Origin of the sequence: Acinetobacter sp. WU_MDCI_Abxb74 (genome assembly GCF_025513915.1) — a bacterium.
Classification (GTDB): Bacteria; Pseudomonadota; Gammaproteobacteria; order Pseudomonadales; family Moraxellaceae; genus Acinetobacter; species Acinetobacter calcoaceticus_C.
This window is the reverse complement of the sequence record NZ_JAHPRP010000001.1, coordinates 616,202-634,496: the sequence shown is the minus strand read 5'-3', so window position 1 is coordinate 634,496 and position 18,295 is coordinate 616,202. Positions and strand designations below refer to the sequence as shown.

Here is an 18,295-nt window from a genome sequence, read left to right as displayed (position 1 = left end):
GTGATCTAGTTTGCATTTTGTTTAAGAAGTGTTAAGATCGCCGCATTACTTTTCAAGATGTCAAACACTGGAAAAGTAAGGAAATAAACTTTTATCCAGACTTTTGAGAAAACACTATGAAAAAACTTGCTTTGATCGCTGCTCTTTCGGTTGTAGGGATTGCGAATGCTCAAGCTGCTGATGGTACAATTACAATTAATGGTTTAGTTACAGACAAAACTTGTGACATCGTTACCCCAGCTGGTAAAGACTTCACAGTTACTCTTCCAACTGTTTCTAAACAAACTTTAGCTGTTGCTGGGGATGTTGCTGGTCGTACTCCTTTCCAAATCAACTTAGCTAACTGTTCACAAGGTAAAGTGGCTACTTACTTCGAACCAGGTGCAACTGTTGACTTTAATACTGGTCGTTTACTTAACCAAGACGCTACTGGTGCTAAAAACGTTAACGTTCAACTTTTAGGTAACAACAACAACTTCATCCCAGTACTTGCTGCGGGTGCAAATGGTGCTCAAGCTAACTCTCAATGGGTTGACGTAGCTGAAGGCGCAAGTGCTGACCTTAACTACTATGCTGAATACTATGCAACTGGCGCTTCTACTGCTGGTAAAGTAACTACTTCTGTTCAATACACAATTATCTATCAATAATTAATTGATAGCGGGGTTTCTATGTTCGCATGGAAGCCCTGTTTTGTGTAACACCTTCCCGAATCTTTCTTGGTTGAGAACTCGAAAAATGAAATTGAACAGTTATAATTTTTTGTTAGGTTTGGCATTTGCTTCAGCGGTTGTCGCACCTGCTACTCAAGCAGAAATTGTAATTCATGGCACCCGTGTAATTTATCCGTCGGATGCTAGAGAAGTTACGCTACAAGTTAGCAATAACGGTTCAAAGCCAGCACTTGTCCAAGCTTGGATTGATGAAGGTGACCCAAAAAGTACACCAGACCAATCAAAAGTTCCTTTTATGATTGCTCCTCCTATTTCTCGTGTTGAAGCAACGAAAAGTCAGACCCTCCGTATTACCGCTTTGCCAAATGCTTCTCAATTAAATCAGAAGCAAGAAACAGTTTTGTGGTTGAATATTTTAGATATTCCACCTAGACCTACTTCAAAAAGTGAAGATACGACACCTGATAATTTCCTGCAACTTGCAATTCGTTCACGTATTAAGTTCTTCTATCGTCCATCATCGATTAAAGAAGATGCGAATTTAGCATCAGATAAGCTTCAATGGATTAAATCTGGTCAAAGTTTAACGGTAAAAAATCCAACTCCTTTTCATATCACGTTGACTTCTGTTTACCAAAAGGCAGGTGATAAAAAAGTTGATTTATTACCTCAAGGGCTAATGATTAAGCCTTTTTCTGAAGCGTCAGTTCAGCTTAAGAATGGCAATCTTCAAGATATGAGTTTTATTAATGTCAATGACTACGGTGGTCGAGTCGAACACCCAATAAAACTTTAGTAATCAGATTTATCTTTTTAATAAATTTAAGCACCTATATGTGTAGGCGGACTTAGCTATGCCAAAAAAAAGGCAAGAATCTTATAAATTATTAAAACGCCATATTTGTTACTACTTGGCTTCTGGTGTTGTCACAATGACAATGCCTGTATTCGTGCATGCTGAAGAAACAGCTACGAGTGCTCCCGTAGAGGCTGAATTCGATTCTGCTTTTTTAATTGGGGATGCACAAAAAGTCGATATTTCTCGTTTTAAATACGGCAATCCTGTTCTACCAGGTGAATATAATGTTGACCTATATGTAAATGGCCAATGGTTTGGCAAACGTCGTATGTTTTTTAAAGCATTAGAATCAAATAAAAATGCTGTAACCTGCTTTACGGGAAATACTCTTGCTGAATATGGTGTTAAACAAGAGATTTTAGCGCAACACGCTCCTCTTCAAAAAGAAAATAGTAGTTGTTATAAAATTGAAGAGTGGGTTGAAAATGCATTTTATGAGTTTGACACATCTCGTTTACGTGTAGATATTTCGATTCCGCAAGTTGCTTTACAAAAAAATGCGCAAGGCTATGTCGACCCAAGTATATGGGATCGAGGCATTAATGCTGGTTTTCTATCTTATAGTGGTAGTGCCTATAAAACATTTAGTCAGTCTGGTGACCAAAGCGAAACAACAAACGCATTTATGGGCGTGACTGCTGGATTAAATATATCGGGTTGGCAATTACGTCATAATGGCCAATGGCAATGGCAAGATACCCCTGCTGAAAATCAATCTAAATCTGATTATCAAGAAACAAGTACATATTTACAAAGAGCCTTTCCTAAATACCGCGGTGTTTTAACGCTAGGTGATAGTTTCACAAACGGTGAAGTATTTGACTCTATTGGTTATCGTGGTATTGATTTCTCAAGCGATGATCGAATGTTACCAAATAGTATGTTGGGCTATGCCCCTCGTATTCGTGGTAATGCAAAAACCAATGCAAAAGTTGAAGTTCGCCAACAAGGCCAACTTATCTATCAAACAACTGTTGCGCCAGGTAACTTTGAAATTAATGACCTTTACCCGACTGGTTTTGGTGGTGAAATTGAAGTTTCTATTATTGAAGCAAATGGCCAAATACAAAAGTTCTCGGTTCCCTATGCTTCAGTAGTACAAATGTTGCGTCCAGGTGTAAACCGTTACTCTTTAACTGTGGGTCAGTTCCGCGATCAAGACATTGATATTAATCCTTGGGTTGTTCAAGGTAAATATCAGCAAGGGATTAACAACTACCTAACGGGTTATACAGGCCTACAAGCAACGGAAAACTATGCCGCTGTGTTATTAGGTGCTGCTTTTGCTACACCAATCGGTGCGGTTGCGTTAGATATTACCCACTCTGAGGCTGACTTTGAAAAGCAGTCATCACAATCTGGGCAAAGTTTCCGTTTAAGTTATAGTAAGTTAATTACTCCAACCAACACAAACTTAACACTGGCAGCTTATCGTTACTCGACAGAAAACTTCTATAAATTACGAGATGCTCTACTTATTCGCGATTTAGAAGAAAAAGGTGTCAATACCTATGCTGCTGCGGGTCATCAGCGCAGTGAATTCCAAATTACTTTAAACCAAGGTCTTCCTGAAGGTTGGGGTAATTTCTATGTGGTTGGCTCATGGGTTGACTATTGGAACCGTAGCGAAAGTACTAAACAGTACCAAATTGGTTATAGCAATAACTACCATGGTTTAACTTATGGTTTATCTGCAATTAACCGTAAGGTTGAGTATGGTTCAAATGATGCATCGCATGATACTGAATATTTAATGACGCTTTCATTCCCGATTAACTTCAAGAAGAATTCAGTCAACATCAATGCCACTGCTTCTGAAGATAGCCGTACTATTGGGGCAAGTGGGATGGTTGGAGATCGCTTTAGTTACGGTGCTTCAATGTCTCATCAGGACTACGCAAATCCATCATTTAACGTAAATGGTCGTTATCGTACTAACTATGCAACTGTTGGTGGTTCTTATAGTGTGGCTGATTCTTACCAGCAAGCAATGGTTAGCTTAAGTGGTAGTGTAGTTGCGCATTCAGATGGTATTTTATTTGGACCTGAGCAAGGCCAAACAATGGTGCTTGTGCATGCACCTGATGCAGCTGGAGCAAAAGTTAATAATACCGTTGGTTTAAGTGTGAATAAGGCTGGTTATGCGGTTATTCCTTATGTAACGCCTTACCGTCTTAATGACATTACTCTTGACCCACAAGAGATGTCGAGCGAAGTAGAACTTGAAGAAACAAGTCAACGTATTGCACCTTTTGCTGGCGCAATTGCTAAAGTAGATTTTGCAACTAAAACTGGTTATGCGGTTTACATTACTAGTAAAACTGCTGAAGGCAACAGTTTACCGTTTGCAGCGCAAGTCTTTAATCAGAAAGATGAAGCTGTCGGTATTGTTGCGCAAGGTAGTATGATTTACTTACGTACTCCACTTGCTCAAGATCGTCTCTATGTGAAATGGGGCGATGAAAGCAATGAGCGTTGTTCGGTTGAGTACAACATCAGTAATCAGTTGCAAAATAAGCAACAAAGCATGGTAATGACTGAGGCTGTCTGCAAATGAAAAGAATATTATTAACAGGTTTTTTATTTACGGCTGGCTTTGGCGTGTATGGTGAAGCTAACGCTTACTGTACATTAGACAATAAGAATTATGGAGCCTCATTTAGTACGGTTGACATTCCCATGGCTGTAGGTCGTGTTGTGGTCCGACCTAGTGACCCTGTTGGAACGATTTTAAGAAAAGCAACTTTTCCAATTAACGAAAATGGTTCAAGAGCTCGTTGTACTTCATATAGTGATACTATTACTGCCGCACTTACCCAAGGTTATGCATTAAGCCCACTAGGGAATAATATCTATTCGACGAATATTCCTGGGATTGGTATTCGTTTATACCGCGAAGCGGAAAATGCAACTAATTTTTCAGGGTATTATCCGTATACCCGTAGTTTAACACCAGGAACATATTATAATCTTGCAGTAGGATATTTTGTTGTCGAAATTGTGAAAACTGCTCCACAGACTGGTTCGGGTACATTAGTGCCTGGTTTATATAGTCGATACTATGTAAGCGGTTATACGAACCGACCTTTTTTAACCAGTACAGTTTATGGTAATGCAATTACTATTGCATCATCTTCGTGTGAAATTCAAGGTAATATCAATAAGGTTGTACAGCTTCCAACAGTAACAAAAGCAGGTTTCAAAGGCATTGGTTCCACTCAAGGTGAACAAACTTTTGATATGAATATCTTATGTAATGGTGGTATCAACCCTACGGGTTACGAAGAGAAAAACCTGATTAGTTTAACTTACGACTTTACCCAAGACGGAACAAATAATCAGGTACTGGCAAATACGGCTGCTGCATCTGAAAAAGCAAACGGCGTAGGTGTGCAGTTACTCTGGAACTATCAAAATAAAAATCAGGTTATCAAAAAAGGTGACAAATTAGCCCTAGGTACATTGTCTTCTAACCAGACAATTCAATATAACGTACCGATGACTGCCCGCTACTATCAAACAGCAACAAATGTGACTGCTGGTAAAGTACGTGCAATGGCTACTGTAACTATTGAATATGATTAATCATATTCAATAGTTTTTAAACCAAATAATTTCAAGTACATAAATATTAATAATAAATTTTACTTTATCACTACTTTCTAAAAATTTAATACTTAACTCGATAGGAATATTTTATAAAAAAATAGGCATAGTTGCTGTTAGTGCAGTGACATTATGTTGGGCTATGTATGAGGCATACCCTGATAATACCAATACAGTAACGCATAGCGAATCTAGCCAAAAAGTAGCATCTAAAACGATTTCATCAACTGCAAAGAATGAAAAATTAGCGCCTCAAATGCCCTTGGCGCAAACGAATTCCCTTAATTCTGCCCAAGTTTGCCGATACAGTTTTGATGCGACTCAAGAAGATTATGATCTTTGGAATAATGAAGACACTGACTATTGGTCTATGACAATATTCCCATTGATAACTGACCAAAAATTTAGTCTTAAAGTAGAGCCTATACCAGAAAATGAGTATGGTATTGTAGAGTATGTAGCTAGAAGTAAAGCTAGTCTTAATTCGTCTAATGACATTGGAGATTTAACAATACCTCACACAGGTATTGTTGCATTTGAAATAGAGCTTAAGATTCCAACATCAGCTCTTGGGAGCTCATCACTTGGAAACTCTACTTATTACTCCTCTGGCATTGGATTTAGTGGTGTAACAAATAATGGTTATACAGTTAGATCCAACTATTGGTTTGATATGGGCACTTATGATCCAGATTTTGGTGAGAATCCTGCTAGATTATACTATTCTGTAGCTTATCGACTTAGTGATAATAGCGGGCCTGACAATCCATATTATAAGGGTCAAAACATGACAAATAGTTCAAATGGATACCAGAGATTAGGCATATATATTAATCAGAACACTAAGCAGGTTGGCTTTATTGTAAATGGTGTTGATGAGGGATATAAATCTACTTTACCCGCTCCACTTGAGAATATAAGCTTTTCTGTCTCAAGTGCTATATCAATAGATGCTGAACAATTATTTGGACAAGAGTTGTCGAACGAACTGATTACTGACCGTAATTCGCTACAGTTTAACTACCCTCAGGGCACAACTGACATGTGTGGTAATGCAATTTAAGATATAAACTATGAAGTGTAAAAAAGGGCTGAATCACAGCCCTTTTTTTATTTCATTTAGAAATGAATGACAGTACGAATTGATTTACCTTCATGCATTAAATCAAAAGCTGTATTAATGTCTTGTAGAGGCATGGTGTGAGTGACAAAAGGTTCAAGTTGAATCTCACCTTTCATCGCATCTTCAACCATTTTTGGAAGTTGTGAACGGCCTTTTACCCCACCAAAAGCAGTGCCTAACCATTTACGACCTGTAACCAACTGGAATGGACGAGTCGAAATTTCTTGGCCTGCACCAGCAACACCAATAATGACCGATTGTCCCCAACCACGATGTGCACACTCTAGAGCCGAACGCATAACATTGACGTTACCAATACATTCAAATGAATGATCTACGCCCCAGCCTGTCATTTCTACAATCACTTGCTGAATAGGTTTATCGTAATCTTTAGGGTTTAAGAAATCTGTAGCACCAAACTGCTTAGCAAGTTCAAATTTATCTGGGTTTGTGTCTACCACAATAATTTGCCCAGCTTTCGCTTGACGTGCGCCTTGTACAACAGCTAAACCAATACCACCCAAACCAAATACAGCAACAGAGTCACCCTCTTGTACTTTTGCTGTGTTATGCACGGCGCCAATACCCGTAGTCACACCACATCCAAGTAAACAAACTTGCTCGTGATTCGCTTCAGGATTGATCTTAGCTAAAGATACTTCCGCAACTACCGTATATTCACTAAAGGTTGAACAACCCATGTAGTGGTAAATCGGTTCGCCATTGTAAGAAAAGCGCGTGGTGCCATCCGGCATTACACCTTTACCTTGAGTTGCACGTACTGCAACACACAAGTTAGTTTTTCCGGATTTACAGAATAAGCATTCTTTACATTCAGCTGTATAAAGTGGAATAACGTGATCACCTGGTTGAACGCTTGTTACGCCCTCACCGACTTCAACCACAACACCTGCACCTTCATGACCTAAAATTGCCGGGAAAACACCTTCTGGATCATCACCAGATAATGTAAAAGCATCGGTATGACATACCCCTGTATGGGTAATTTTTATTAAAACTTCACCCGCTTGAGGTGGCGCAACATCAACTTCAACAATTTCTAAAGGTTTTCCTGGGGCAAAGGCGACAGCTGCACGAGATTTCATCTTTGGGTTTCCTTTAAATCATTCGGTATTTATAGTCGAGCAAAATAGATTATGTAACAGTAATACAAGAGCTTAATTTGCTTAAATTAAAATTGGCTTTTATGACAAGCTATCACAGCATAGCCAGTCGGATACGTCTAAGCAAGCCCATGTTTCAAAAAGAAGGAAACCTCTTGCTTGAAGAGGTTTCTTATCAAATCACTTATCTTATAAACGGCTTATATTTACTTATAGGTAAATATCTGGTGGATATGGTGTGTTATCACTAATTGGAGAATAAAGCGTATTTTCTACAAAAAAGCCATTTGGGGCTTGAGTAGTATCGATGGTAATTGAATCAAACATGACTTGAGGGTATGCCCAGATAAATTGCTTCATTAAACCCAAAGAAACATTATTTTTCATGTCACCAAAAATTCGTTGCCAGATGGGTGTTCGATAAGGTTTTGTTTTATCAAATCCATAAATATAGGCAATAGATGCATCAGGAACGAATCCGGATAAATAAACGACTTTATTTGCAGGATAGCCCAAACCTTGTATAGGTATTTGGGAAACTGCCTGATGTGCTAAGTCTAAGCGAGCTTCTAATAGCCAGTCATAGGCTTCCGTCATCATGTAATCAAAATTAGGATATGAATAGTGCGTGCTTGGATAGTTAATATAAGTTGCTAGTGTCTGAATTGGAGATTGAATAGAAGGAAAGAAAATGAGTGGGCTAACTTTTGCACTGGAGTATTTGGCTTTGATAACGGTGCGAATGTTTTGACAGGTTTGTCCTAATTTATTTCTAAGCCATGTTTTAAACTCATCATACGGCGTTCCTGTTTTATTCATTGCCTCATAAATTGTGCCTAAATCTGGCGCATATAAACCTGTGTCTGCATTAAAGGCCAGTTTTGTTGGATAGTCATACACACAAGGTAAATTTGTGCCAGTGTTATACCACCACCAAGGTTCACCAATCTGCATGTTTACATCACATCCCCCGACAACCATTGCATCTGCAAACTCAATAAAGACTTTATGTAGATAGGCCAAAGCATTTTGGTCACTTAAACTAAAAAAATAGCTCGGTGGTTGGTAGCCTGTTTTACCCAAATTACTATTCCAGTCACGCTGTGCCCAAAATTCGTTGGCGCCCAAAGAATACATTTCAAAACTTACCCCAAAGATGGGTTGCATACTGGCGTTATGTAAAGCCTGAGCATATTTCTCATGCCATTTACGAGTACATGAGTTAACAACAGCCTCACCCGTCACCAATGTATCTGGTATTTGCCATTTATTAATATCACTTTTCCATTTCATTTCAGGGTAATGCGACATGCCACAATAATGATTAACCAAACCTTGATATCCCAAAGCAGCCATATTGTTGACTAAGCGCTGCGGGTTTAAATCGTAATGGTCGTCATAGCTGGTACAGATGCCATAGCTATGCTGAGGCACAACAACACGACTCAGATTTAACTTTGCATTTGTTCCGGTAACAACCGAGTTGGTTAGGCGAATGTAGCCATCTTCAGGCTGGCTTAAAGGTGTGGCTGATTGGCTATTATAATGGCTAGTGAAACCGGAAAATGAGATCCGCTGAATGTTAGTTACTGGGAAGCTATCTGTAGCAGAAAAGCCAGCTTTTACTGTATCCCAGTTAATGTGAATATGTGCTGTACGAGATGAAGGATTATTTGCATATCTAAATAAGACAACATAGGCAACTTTATCTACGCCATTTTCATTATAGTACACCGTTAAAGTTGGCGTTAAACTTGGATTGTTCAGCACTGGCATCGTGGCAGATAACTCAATATCGAAGTCCCAGACCACCCCTGCATAGCTATATTTGGTTTGATAAGCTAAAAATTTATGGTCTTTAATGTCATAAGAATCCCACGTAATTCCTACCAAATCATTTGCCATCCGCGCTCTAAAAGATGCTTCAAAACCATTTCCATAATTAGTAATAGCAAAAGACATCGTTTGTGGACCATCTATTCTCCAATAGATAGGACTAAACCGATCAATAAGTGTATTTTGAGTGATTGGGTGTAGTGATGAATTAGAATTATTTTGCATATTTTGTAGATTAGTTATCATGTCGTCATTCTCTTAATGTATTAAGAGGTTTTATATTAAATAATAATTCTTATTTTATTGTTCAGATAAGTAACAATGAGGTTTAGATTATTTACAGTTAATATTTTTATAAAGCTCAAAATAAAGTTAAACAATAAACTTAATATTATCCTAAAATATTTTTTGCACTGAGGAGATAATAAATGTCAAATTTTATACAGCCTATAAATTTTAAGGCATTGTTTGTATTTACTCCTCTTGTGTTTGCACTAACAGGTTGTAGTGAAGTTTTACATACCCAAAGAACTATACCAATAAAGATGTCTTCAGAAAGTATCGCTTATCCAGAAGTTGATACAGCTTTAGGGGAAAAGTTACAGCCTAATGAGGAAGTGTTAGCCCAGAACATAGCTCAAGTCATTGAAAAGTCAATTCGTGAACAATATACGGCGGGAAATGCTTTACGTGATGCCCACCCTAAAGCGCATGGTTGTGTTCGAGCTAAATTTCATGTCTCAAAAAATATACCGACTCAGTTTGCTAAAGGGGTGTTTATCCCCGACCAAAGTTATCAAGCATGGATTCGTTTTTCCAATGCTTCAAATGATGCCACTAGTGCTGACATTGACAAAGACGCACGTGGTATAGCGATAAAACTTTTAGGTGTATCTGGAGAGAAAATTTTAGAAAATGAAAAGCAAGCAACCACCCAAGATTTTATTATGATTAATCACCCAGTCTTTTTTGCGAATGATGCTAAACGATACCTTTCTTTTATGAATGATGTGAATAGCCATAATATGATTAGAAAACTTCATATTCCATTTGCCTTAGGCTTTAAAGGAACAATGAATGCACTGGGAGCACGCAACTCACAAATTGCAAATCCACTCCATGCGCGTTACTGGTCTATGGTTCCCTATCAGTTAGGGGTTGGTAATGATCGACAAGCAGTTAAATATTCAGTACGTGCTTGCTCAGTGACAGCAAACAATCTACCTAAAAATCCGAGTCATGATTTTTTAAGAGAAGCTTTAAAGAATACTTTGCAAAATACTGATGCATGTATGGAGTTCCTTATTCAGCCGCGGACCTCAAATAAAATGCTAGTCGAAGACTCGATGACAGAATGGGATGAGAAAGCGGCCCCTTTTTATCAAGTAGCGACTATTCATATTCCAAAGCAGGACTTTGACACACCTGAGCAAAATAAGTTCTGTGAAAATCTATCTTTTACGCCGTGGCATGCCTTGCCCGAACATAAGCCATTGGGTGCAGTAAACAGAATGCGTAAAATCATTTATGAAAATATAAGTAGAGTTCGACACGATATGAATTCAGCGCCTAAACAAGAACCTTGAAAGTGATCTTGTCTTACTAGGATCTTTCTCATTTGATGGCTGTTTTGCTGGTATCTACGGTGATTCGATCAATAAAATCTGCTAGCCATAAAATAAAGTCATCTTCATTTTTATGTTTTGGAATCAAACTCATATCTAATTTAATGGGTAACTCATTTTTTACACTCACAACCGTACCTTCGAAGTTCACAAAGTTATATAAAAATTTTAATTCTGTACCAGTAATGGCTTTTTTAATTTCTATAATGAGATTATTTAAGTTTTTAAAGTGATTGTTTGAAGACTTACTTTTAATATTTTTATTAATTTTTTCTGCTAATAATAAGTATTTTGGCATATTTATCTCCTTATTCGTTGTTTAAAAGATATAAGTATAAGATTTCAGTTATAAAAATAAGTTTATAATTTTTATTAAATTGTTGCTGTTTTTTAATTTTAATTGATAGGTTGTGTATAATGCAACTAGTTATTTTTTTGAAGTGTGATGGGGTTTGAATTATATTCTGATTAAATTGATTAGTATTTTAATTTCATCTAAAAGCCATCGATTCAAGTTCTATATTAAATAGGCTCAATATTTAAAATATTAAGCCTATTTAATTTTTAATCTTCACTTATGTCTAAAAGTACTAACCTAGATATTAAGTGAATTTTTGGGAACTCTTCACTTTGTGAATTTTTCCACATTTTCTGCATTCTTTAATTTCGTCATGAGCAATATCAAAATCATATTCCCAGATGTGAATACAGAAAACCTGTCTAAGATTGTGGAGCATAGACACCTCCTTATAAAGAACCAACTCAGCAGTAAGTTCTCTATGAATATACTTAGCTTATTTAGAGGAATTTTCCTCTTTAGCCTTTTCTTCCTTGTGTCTACAGCAGTAACCGAAAACAGCACCCGCACTAAAGAAAAACATAGCTTTGAACATATATATCTCCAAAAGGTAGTTAAGTAAATTTAAAACTAACATTGAAGGTTGTATCTGTTTTTAGTCTAATGAATCTGATTCTGTGCATTATGCAAACTTTTGTGAAAAGTTATAACAATATATTTTATAAGAATAAGGCGAGTTAAATTAAAAAACCGCCCCAGAAGGCGGTTGCTGAATTTACAGCGACATATAGAAGTGTAGTGGACGATCACTTCTATATTTTTTAAACTTATTTTTCTTCTTTTATAATTTTAGTGAAGGCATCTGATTTGAAATAATTAATAATCATCTCTCCATCATCACCTTTCGATGACACTTTAGGAGGCTCTTCATAGTTAAACTTAAAGTCTGGAGGAATAAATTTTGAGATCGGAGGAAGCTTAGCCTCTCCTCCTGTGGTAATTCTTTCAATAAAGCCGGCGAGCCAAAGTATATATTCATCTTTATTTTTATGGTTGGGCATGAGACTCATATCCAACTTAATCGCGCACTCTTCTAACGGCTTGGTTAAGCACTCCTCAAAATCGATAAAATTATATTTAAGTTTAAACTTAGTTCCTTTAATTTCCTTACGAATTACACCAACCAACTGATTTAAGTTCTCTGCTGAGTTTTCTGAAAATAAATTTTTGTCCTCAATCTTTTTGTACACATTCTCAGCAATGATTAAATATTGTGGCATCTCCTTTTCTCCCTTTTATTGTCCAGCTACTCATTCAGCTTTTTAAGGAAGTATGATAGATATTATGTTTTATAATGTAATTGTTGTATTGCTATTTGTAATTAACGTGTTTTTGTGAAACTTAAAAGCATAACCATCCGAAAAAATTAAAGTTTAAGCCTAATAGCAGTTAACTTTTGATTTTTCTGCTCTTCACTATCAGAGCATAATGAAGAAGCTATTAAGATTAATGCGTTAACCTTTTCAGGAAATTGTTCCGCTATAGATCTAGCAATATAGCCTCCAAGTGAGAATCCAATCAGAATAAAGTTTTTTGGTGCATTTTCAGCGATATTTTGGGCAATTTCTTTTATGGTCCGCCCTTCTTTTAAAGTAGCCCGAAATATTTCCCACTCTTTAGGCATCTCATTTACGGCTTCATCCCAGAGAGACTCATCAAGCATATAACCGGGAATTAAAACAACCGAAAGAGTCTCTTTATTCATACTTTTTAACACTTTAATAGGGATCCTTTATAAGTATTTACACTAATCTTAACTGAAATAAAATCACTATATAAATTAAACAGTATTAACTCTAGAAGAACACCAGACTATAAATGATCTTCTCTATCCTTCAAGGAGATATAAATGAAAATTAGAGCCTCACGTACATATTCTGCTGCTTCAAATATCTATTTTATTTCAAAAGAATATAACTGTACTGTTATTCCTGTAAAAGGTATGTGTTTTACAGATATGGGTTTAACTGAAGGTGGAGTAATTCAACCTGTAGAAATTACTGAGGTGACTATAGAGCCTGAGAGCAATTCGTATCATGTTCTTTTAGGGCGCGATACACGTGAATATGAAAAAGAAGAATTAAAAAGAAAGTTTGAAGATATGAAGTCTCATGGTTGGGAATACATAGAAGATTTGCTCTAATGTATGTTTATACCTAATATTCAGTCAGATTACTGACTAAAGTAGCCCTCGTCCGAGGGCTTTTATATAAATCTACATACTCACATCATTATTGAGAGATTAATTATTTTTCCTCAATACTGCCAAAAGCTTTTCTCCAAGCATGAGGACTTGTGCCATATTTTTCACGAAACGTTTTTCTAAACATAACCGTATTGTTGAAACCAGAGAGCTCGGTTATTTGTTCAATAGACAGTTTAGTTGTCTCCAATAATTCACAGCTGTACCTAATTCTTTCTGCGTTGATCCACTCTACCAAAGTCATTCCAGTCGCTTTTTTAAAATGCCGTGTAAATGTCCTACGCGTCATATGTGCTTTTTCAGCTAAGATTTCAATACTATGCTGCTGAGCTAAGTTTTTTCTTAAAAAATCGAGCAGGACATTAATTTGCGCATCTTGACTTGAATTCGCCACAGGTTGTTCAATGAATTGGGCCTGTCCTCCTTCTCGATGTGGGGGAATGACCATAACTCTAGATACTTTATTCGCAATTTGTGCGTTATATATTTCACGAACTAAGTATAAACAACAGTCAAGAGCTGCTCCTGTACCAGCAGATGTAATAATTCTCTGGTCTTCTATATAAAGAGCATCTGAGTCGAGTCTAATATCAGGAAATCTTTCGTTAAAATCTTGTTCGGCCAACCAGTGCGTAGTGGCTTTTTTATTGCTTAACAAACCAGCATACGCTAGTGCATAAGTGCCATAGCATAGACCAACAAGTTTATTCCCTTTTTGATACGCTTGTTGAAGGCTTTCAATAAGAGAAGGTTCTGGCTTATGGTTAAAATCATCCCAACCAGGGATAACGATAAGATCACATTCTGGAATTAGCTCTATTCCGCCATCAGGAATAATGACCATTGACTGTTCTGTTTTTACAGGTTGTCCATCCATCGAAAATATTTTTAGCTTAAATAAGCTCTTATCCTCAATTTTTATATTGAAAATGATATGAGGAATAGAAAAATGAAATGGATTTATATTGGGATAAACAAATAACCCAATGACTGGTATTTCCATACAAATTCTTTAGCTGTGAAAAGTATAAATATAGCATTTTGTCCTAATAGTTTCGATAGTTGTCCTTAAGGACAATTTTTTATATTTATCTCTTTCCTCATAATTTCAATATCAGTAAATTATCTGGAATTAGATATGAAAAAAATCTTAAATAGTTCTCTTATCGCTATTACTTTAGCAACTGCTTCATTCAATTTATATGCGAATGAAAGTGTCCAAAGAGATACGTCAAAGATAACTCATCTACAAGAAATTCGTAATGCAACGGTAAAAATTACGTATGCAGATACCACTTTTTTAGTTGATCCAATGTTTGCAAAAAAAGGTTTTTATGAAGGATTCCCAAATACTTACCGAAGTTATTTACGTAATCCCTTGGTAGATTTGCCTATTAAACCTGAAACGATTTTGGAAGGTGTTGATGCCATTATTGTTACACATACTCATTTAGATCATTGGGATGATGCCGCACAAGCAGCTATACCAAAGAACATGCCTGTTTTTGTACAAAACAAAGATGATCAAAAGACCATTCGGTCTCAAGGTTTTAAAGATGTACGTATCTTAACTCAGACCACATTTGAAGGTGTCAAAATAACTAAAATCGGTGGCCAACATGGTACTGATGAGATGTATCGCAATTCTAAGCTAGGGGCTGCTTTAGGTGAAGCCATGGGTATGGTTTTTGAAGCAGCTGGTCATGAAACAATTTATGTTGCTGGTGATACTATTTGGCGTCCCGAGGTCGATCAAGCTATAGAGAAATTTAAACCAGAAGTGATTGTATTAAATACAGGTAATGCTTTGATGGAAGGATATAAAGAATCCATTATTATGGGTAAAGAAGATACTTATCATGCTACTCAAAAAGCACCCAAGGCTAAAATTGTTGCTGTTCATATGGATGCAATTAACCATATGTCTGTATCACGTGCCCAGCTATCTGAATATGTAAAAGAAAAAGGTATTCAAGATAAAGTATCGATTCCTTTAGATGGTGAAACAATCTCTTTCTAAGTTTTAATACTCGCGTTAAGCTTACATTGGAAAGCCCTGATTGTTCAGGGCTTTTTTGACAAATTGTTTTTGATGCTATGTCACCAAACATACTTTCAAGTTTATTAATCTTGATGCGAATTGTTTCTTTAGATTTTAACTTTACGTCCTTTTCTAAATAATATTTCTCTCAGTGTTTTTTAATGAAAAATGCGGCTTACCACCTTTCTCTATTTCGGCCTTGCCAGATTTTAATTCAAGTAGCTTTAATGCTGCCCACTGCTCACATTCCTTTGCTGTATCCCGAGTACAAGAATATCTTTGTTTGTTAAAAGTCACGCTGATACGGTAAGTTTCCTCACGTTTAATAGGGTTTGGTAGCTTCATTTTTCTGGTGTAGATTTCTTTTTACTTTAACAATTTTATGCCAAATATAGCTATATAAATAACCTTTTGGCGCACATATAGATGACTATAAGATGGGTTTTAAGTAAAGATTATTTGGCTAACATACTGTTTTTTAATTAAATTATAATGGATGAAAATAAGTATGCTTAGAATTCATCAACTCTATCAGCAATATAGTAGTATGGCATTAAATGCTTGGTGCTTTACAAATACACCTTCGTATAACGATACATACGACCCTGATGAGAACGATACAGTGACGAATAGCTTTAATTGGTTAAATGATAAGCAAGCTACGGAAAAAACTAAACAAGGACTAACCGCTTTTGTAGCACTAGATGACGCCTTTATCAGTATCGCTTCTCGTATGTATCTCATTAGAAATGCAAAAGAAAAAATCGATTTACAATATTATATTTGGACAAATGATTTTGTTGGAAATTTAATGCTGCATGAATTACTTACGGCAGCAGATCGTGGCGTAAAAATCCGCTTACTCATTGACGATCAAAATGGCGTAAAGCTTGATGGTGTTCTCAGAAGCCTTCTCCACCACCCTAATTTTGAAATTCGCTTATTTAATCCATACAAATTCAGATATATAAGAATTTTAGACTATATTTTCCGTTTCAAAAAAGTAAACCATCGAATGCATAATAAATTAATTATTGCAGATGGAGTAATTGCAGTAACAGGTGGTCGAAATATCAGTAGTGAGTATTTTGATGCAAGTAGTGAGTTTCAGTTTACAGATCTGGATATTTTATTTTATGGGCATACAGTACAGCATGCTCAAGCCGTTTTTAATGATTTTTGGCAAAGCGAGCTAAGCCAAAACGCCACTGAGTTGGTCGGAACTTGTGCTGCCCACCACTTGCAATCTTTACGACAGCATTATCATGATCTACTTCATGAAAGTGAAAATCATACTCAAACTGAAGATAAGCTTTACGATGCACAAACTTATTTAAAAGAGCTTTTAGAAAGCTATCCAATTCAATGGTCAAAAGCGTATTTTGTTGCAGACTCACCTAAAAAAATTTTAGAAGTAGCTTCTAAAGAAGAGATGCTTTATGGACAAGTTATGGCCATTATGGGTGAACCGAAGCAGCATATAGAGTTAGCTTCAGCTTATTTTGTTCCTACCCAGCAAGGCACTTACTATTTAAAACAGCTAAAAGTGCAAGGGGTTAAAGTCAGGGTTTTAACCAATTCTTTTGCTGCAAATGATGTGGCAATTGTGCATGCTTTTTATAGTCAATATCGAGTCGAAATGCTCAAAAGTGGCGTAGAATTATTTGAATTTAAGCCATTTTTAGAACGCAGACGTAGAACATGGTATGAGGTTGTGACCGGAAGCGTTATCCCCGCAAAAGGTAAAAATAAATCGAGCTTACACGCCAAATTTTTTGATGTAGACGGTAAAGTATTTATTGGTTCATTTAATTTTGACCCACGCTCGACTTACTTAAATACCGAGGTTGGTCTTGTGATTGAGTCGAGTCAATTACAGGCTCAAATTTCTGTGATGCTCGATCAGCACTTACCTCAAGTCGCCTATCAGCTTAAGCTAAATAGTGAAGGGAAAATCATTTGGCTAGATTATCAATCGAATGGGAAAGTTGTTGAATATGAAAAAGACCCAGATACGAGTCTTTTTCAACGTACAATGATTAAAGCCGTTTCATATTTACCAGTTGAATGGATGATGTAAGGACGCTTCAGTTTTATTTATAAAAGACCAATCTCTTTAAAGAATTTTTGATAAGCCTCCGCTTTCTTTTCTAGTGCCAATGGATAAGCTCTAGAGGAAGATGGTAAGCGATATAAATTAATATCTCTTCCTGCAAAATAAGTCGATGTAGACATTCCTATAAGCGGCTTTTCGGTGTTCTCTGGTAAAACTGAAATTAAAGTGTCAGTTGCTTTATCACCTGTAGTCATGATGGTTTGACATAACGGAATCTGTTGAAGTAGAACCGCAAGATCTGTTGGCGTTACTATTTCAAGAAATTTATCGGCGGCATTCCCCTTTAATCGCTTAATTTGGTAAGCAGTATCAAAGATCGCAATACCTGTTTCAATCAAGAAGTTTCGGATACGTTCTTCATTAAAATTTTTTTGGTTTTCACTTAAAAAATAAGTTTTGTCTTGAAAAAAAATTAAACCAAAAATTCGCCACATATCATTTTGAAAGTTCGGATAGTAAAAATCCATTTTCCATTTATTACGAGGTGGTGGAAAACTACCTAACATTAATAGATGTGCATTTTTAGGTAAAAATGGTTCTAGTGGGTGTGTTTCTATCTCAATTATCATAAAAAATCAGTGTTTACTTAAAAACTTTATAAATAAATTAACCTATTTCTTAGCTAATCACGAGTCATGAAATGCAATTTATCTTCATTAAAGCGTTAATATAAGAAATTAGCTCTGAGTTAAATGCATTGAAGCGACACTTTTGGAAGAGCCGCTTCAAT

The 18,295-nt window shown here is 36.3% G+C and carries 15 protein-coding genes and 1 pseudogene; 9 read left to right on the top strand and 7 right to left on the bottom strand.

From position 1 onward, the window contains the following. Positions 1-116: 116 nt before the first annotated feature. The 5 genes from KTH84_RS03050 to KTH84_RS03030 all read left to right on the top strand — a co-directional run bounded on the left by KTH84_RS03050 (position 117) and on the right by KTH84_RS03030 (position 6,202). Positions 117-650 (top strand): fimbrial protein, encoded by a 534-nt coding sequence (locus tag KTH84_RS03050; protein ID WP_003651778.1) that lies wholly within the window; start codon positions 117-119, stop codon positions 648-650. An 88-nt stretch (positions 651-738) separates the two neighbouring features. Further along, entirely contained in the window at positions 739-1,470 is a 732-nt protein-coding gene (locus tag KTH84_RS03045) for a molecular chaperone (RefSeq protein ID WP_145988275.1), read from the top strand. A gap of 58 nt (positions 1,471-1,528) precedes the next feature. Next, entirely contained in the window at positions 1,529-4,090 is a 2,562-nt protein-coding gene (locus KTH84_RS03040; protein WP_262471909.1) for a fimbria/pilus outer membrane usher protein, read from the top strand. After that, on the top strand, positions 4,087-5,118 hold the full coding sequence (locus KTH84_RS03035) for a fimbrial protein (protein WP_262471908.1): 1,032 nt from the start codon (positions 4,087-4,089) through the stop codon (positions 5,116-5,118). Before KTH84_RS03040 ends, KTH84_RS03035 begins: the two co-directional genes overlap by 4 nt. 163 nt (positions 5,119-5,281) lie before the next feature. Beyond that, the gene (locus KTH84_RS03030) at positions 5,282-6,202 is read left to right on the top strand and encodes a DUF4882 domain-containing protein (RefSeq protein WP_262471907.1); all 921 of its coding nucleotides are present in this window, start codon (positions 5,282-5,284) and stop codon (positions 6,200-6,202) included. A 56-nt stretch (positions 6,203-6,258) separates the two neighbouring features. On the opposite strand, the gene KTH84_RS03025 is transcribed toward KTH84_RS03030, so the two are convergent. Beyond that, entirely contained in the window at positions 6,259-7,368 is a 1,110-nt protein-coding gene (locus KTH84_RS03025; RefSeq protein ID WP_003651772.1) for an S-(hydroxymethyl)glutathione dehydrogenase/class III alcohol dehydrogenase, read from the bottom strand. Positions 7,369-7,596: 228 nt separating this feature from the next. After that, positions 7,597-9,468, bottom strand: coding sequence for a phage capsid protein (locus KTH84_RS03020; RefSeq protein WP_262471906.1), 1,872 nt, complete (start codon positions 9,466-9,468; stop codon positions 7,597-7,599). Between the two features lie 182 nt (positions 9,469-9,650). Between KTH84_RS03020 and KTH84_RS03015 the strand changes: the two genes are divergently transcribed. Next, the gene (locus tag KTH84_RS03015) at positions 9,651-10,808 is read left to right on the top strand and encodes a catalase family protein (RefSeq protein WP_262471905.1); all 1,158 of its coding nucleotides are present in this window, start codon (positions 9,651-9,653) and stop codon (positions 10,806-10,808) included. A 28-nt stretch (positions 10,809-10,836) separates the two neighbouring features. Here KTH84_RS03015 and KTH84_RS03010 read toward each other — a convergent pair whose 3' ends face one another. The 3 genes and pseudogenes from KTH84_RS03010 to KTH84_RS03000 form a co-directional block, all read right to left on the bottom strand. Then, positions 10,837-11,145 carry a hypothetical protein gene (locus KTH84_RS03010; protein ID WP_133973593.1) on the bottom strand — a complete coding sequence of 103 codons (309 nt, stop codon included), beginning with the start codon at positions 11,143-11,145 and terminating at the stop codon, positions 10,837-10,839. Positions 11,146-11,972: 827 nt separating this feature from the next. Next, positions 11,973-12,425 carry a hypothetical protein gene (locus tag KTH84_RS03005; protein WP_133973595.1) on the bottom strand — a complete coding sequence of 151 codons (453 nt, stop codon included), beginning with the start codon at positions 12,423-12,425 and terminating at the stop codon, positions 11,973-11,975. Positions 12,426-12,580: 155 nt separating this feature from the next. Then, a pseudogene (locus tag KTH84_RS03000) lies at positions 12,581-12,910 on the bottom strand (alpha/beta fold hydrolase); the annotation flags it as partial. Between the two features lie 144 nt (positions 12,911-13,054). On the opposite strand from KTH84_RS03000, the gene KTH84_RS02995 reads away from it, so the two are divergent. Continuing rightward, complete coding sequence (locus KTH84_RS02995) at positions 13,055-13,348, top strand: hypothetical protein (protein WP_133973597.1); 294 nt, start codon at positions 13,055-13,057, stop codon at positions 13,346-13,348. A gap of 103 nt (positions 13,349-13,451) precedes the next feature. Here KTH84_RS02995 and KTH84_RS02990 read toward each other — a convergent pair whose 3' ends face one another. Beyond that, entirely contained in the window at positions 13,452-14,411 is a 960-nt protein-coding gene (locus tag KTH84_RS02990) for a GlxA family transcriptional regulator (protein WP_262471904.1), read from the bottom strand. A gap of 135 nt (positions 14,412-14,546) precedes the next feature. On the opposite strand from KTH84_RS02990, the gene KTH84_RS02985 reads away from it, so the two are divergent. Further along, positions 14,547-15,428, top strand: coding sequence for an MBL fold metallo-hydrolase (locus tag KTH84_RS02985; protein ID WP_202742064.1), 882 nt, complete (start codon positions 14,547-14,549; stop codon positions 15,426-15,428). 529 nt (positions 15,429-15,957) lie between these two features. Beyond that, positions 15,958-17,529 carry a phospholipase D family protein gene (locus KTH84_RS02980; RefSeq protein WP_262471903.1) on the top strand — a complete coding sequence of 524 codons (1,572 nt, stop codon included), beginning with the start codon at positions 15,958-15,960 and terminating at the stop codon, positions 17,527-17,529. Between the two features lie 17 nt (positions 17,530-17,546). Here the strand turns inward: KTH84_RS02980 and KTH84_RS02975 are convergent, their stop codons facing one another. Beyond that, the gene (locus KTH84_RS02975) at positions 17,547-18,134 is read right to left on the bottom strand and encodes a uracil-DNA glycosylase family protein (RefSeq protein WP_202742066.1); all 588 of its coding nucleotides are present in this window, start codon (positions 18,132-18,134) and stop codon (positions 17,547-17,549) included. Positions 18,135-18,295 lie beyond the last annotated feature (161 nt).